Annotated in this window: 2 protein-coding genes; both read right to left on the reverse strand. The window is 58.1% G+C overall.

All coding sequences use genetic code 11. The features are described 5' to 3' along the window. Nucleotides 1-80 precede the first annotated feature (80 nt). The gene (gene istB / locus VF684_RS20805; protein ID WP_000194037.1) at nt 81-836 is read right to left on the reverse strand and encodes an IS21-like element ISAs29 family helper ATPase IstB; all 756 of its coding nucleotides are present in this window, start codon (nt 834-836) and stop codon (nt 81-83) included. 14 nt (nt 837-850) lie between these two features. Then, complete coding sequence (gene istA, locus VF684_RS20810) at nt 851-2,392, reverse strand: IS21-like element ISAs29 family transposase (protein WP_111809685.1); 1,542 nt, start codon at nt 2,390-2,392, stop codon at nt 851-853. Nucleotides 2,393-2,613: the final 221 nt, after the last annotated feature.

A 2,613-nucleotide genomic window follows, 5' to 3' on the forward strand; every position in this document is an offset into this window, starting at 1 on the left:
TGCGTATTCCGGCGAAGTTGAACAGCCATTCCGGCCAACGTGAACACCCTGATCCTTAACGCGCTCACGTCACCCCGTTTCTAACTCGAGTGTTCAGATTGGGTCAACTCACTTCTCCTCTTTCTCATCGATTCTCCCTTCAGTGACAGCCGGTGAGCGTTGTGCATCAGCCGGTCCAGGATCGCATCTGCCAGAGTGTTGTCCCCCAAGCTCGCGTACCACTCTTCCGTTGGCAGCTGACTGACCACGACCGTCGAGTATTTCCCGTACCGATCATCCATGATCTCCAGCAGGGCGTTGCGCTGCTCGGCATTCACCGCTTCCAGTCCCCAGTCATCCAGGATCAGCAGCTCTATCCTTGCCAGTTGACCCAGCAGTCTGGCGTAACTGCCATCTACCTTGGCCTGGCTCAGCTCAAGTAGCAGACGCGGCAGCCGGTAGTAACGAGTGCTGTGCCCCTGCTGACAGGCTTGGTAGCCCAGCGCACAGGCTAGGTAGGTTTTTCCGCAGCCACAGGGGCCGGTAATGAGCAGGTTCTGGCCCCGGCGCAGCCACTCTCCTTGGGCCAGGTTTGCCACCTGTGACCGCTCCAGGTTGCGTGCAGACTGGTAGTCCACCTCTTGCACCGTGGCCTGGAGTTTGAGCCTCGCCTGCTTGACCAGCCGAGCTTGTTTACGCTGCTCCCGGCTCAGTTGTTCGTGTTCGACCAGCAGGCTTAGCCGCTCGATGAAGGGCAGCCCTTCGTAGGTACTTGCCTGTTCCAGTTGTTGTTGCACGGCATCCGCCATGCCAGTCAGTTTCAGGTGTCTCAAGCGGGTCAGCGTTTGTTGGGTCATGGGTTTTTTCCTCGTTAGTGGAAGCTCTGGGGGCCGCGGATGTTCTCGTGCTCTTGCGGCAGTTCTGGATAACTGAGCGGACTTGCGGGCAGTTGGTCGCGGCCACTGGTCAGCACCGACTTGAGCTGCTTGAGCCGCACCAGTCCTTCCCGGTTGGCCAGCTGGCAACAGCCTTCGACTCGTGATGGCGGATACTCCCGGCTAAGACTCAGCAGTCCCAGGCAGAGTCGGTATGCCTGCTCGGCATGGGCTTTCTCTGCCAGCCGTTCGCTAACCCAGCACAAGGTGCCCGGTCCGATGTCGGCAGCCCACTGCTTAAGACGCCCTGGCGTCCAGCGTTGCTGCTTGCTGTGACGTTCCGGCATGTGCTCAGGGAGTGTGCTCATCCCCGGGATGGTTTTACGCGGATGGCTCGCGACCAGCTGTTGCTGGTGATAGACCTGAAGCAGGGTATCGCCCGCATGGAGCTCCAGTTGCTGACCCACATACTGGTGCGGCACCGAGTAATGGTGCTGCTCATAACTGACGTGATAGTCGATGTTGACCTTGACCGTTTTGATGGCGACATAGCGATAGGGATGCACCGGTAGTGACCCCAGTGCCGGGCGGTCCAACTGCTCAAACGCCTCGCGTCGGTTACCGGGCAGCTGCTTGAACGGGCGCTCGTTGAGCTCATTCAACAAAGCCCGGATGCACTGGTTTAGCTCGGCAAGCGAGAAGAAGGTCTGATGGCGTAGACGAGCCAGGATCCAGCGCTCGACGATCTGCACACCCACCTCGGCCTTGGCTTTGTCCTTAGGCTTGTAAGGGCGAGCTGGCATCACCGCCACCTGATAGTGCTCGGCCAACTGCTGGTAGCTGGGGTTGAGCTCGGGATCGTATCGGCAAGCCTTGCTGACACCGCTCTTGAGGTTGTCGGGGATCAGCAGTACCGGTGTCCCGCCGAAAAACTCAAAGGCACGGACATGGCTTTGCAGCCAGTCCGGCAGTGACTGGGACCAGGTGGCCTCGGCAAAGGTGTAGTTGGACGCACCGAGCACGGCGACAAAGACTTGTGCCTGACGGACCTCACCCGTAGTCGGCGACACGATGGGCACCGTGGGCCCGCAGTAGTCGATAAAGAGCTTTTCCCCCGCCTTGTGGATCTGGCGCATGGAGCGCTTTTGCAACTGACACCAGGACTTGTAACGGTCACAGAACTGGGAGTAGCTGTAACAGCTATTGGGATAGCGCTGGGTGTACTCCTCCCAGAGCAGCTGTTTGGAGACCCCCTTGCGCTTGAGCTCCTGATGGACAGAGGGCCAATCCGGCACAACATGGCGGGCCGAGATGGTGGTATCGGCCTGCGGATAGAACAGGGCAGCCAGTCGGCCATCATCAAGCTCGGTAGGTAAGGGCCAGGTAAGGCCGAGCGCCTGGGCACTTTTGAGGAGTTTCTGGATGGAGCCGACACTGACCTTGGTACAGATACTGATTTGGCGAACAGAGAGGTCAGCTTCCAGCCGCAGTCGCAGCACTTCACGAATTTTACGCATTGCAATCCTCTTGGCAGACATAGGCTCTTCCCTGGCAAAAGGGAGAGCGTATCAAAGGTTTTTAAATCAATGCGTTAAGGATGATTCCGGTGAATGTGAACAGTGATTCCGGGATGTTGAACACTGTTTCCGGAAAGGAGGGGCGAAGTGTTCAGGTTGAACCGGAATGAGCGTTCACATTGGTCCGGAAATGGTGTTCACGTTGAATCGGAATTGGTGTTCATGATCGGCCGGAATATGCA

The sequence above is a fragment of the Aeromonas sp. Lyrl_2 genome (genome assembly GCF_051948815.1).
Taxonomy (GTDB): Bacteria; Pseudomonadota; Gammaproteobacteria; order Enterobacterales; family Aeromonadaceae; genus Aeromonas; species Aeromonas veronii.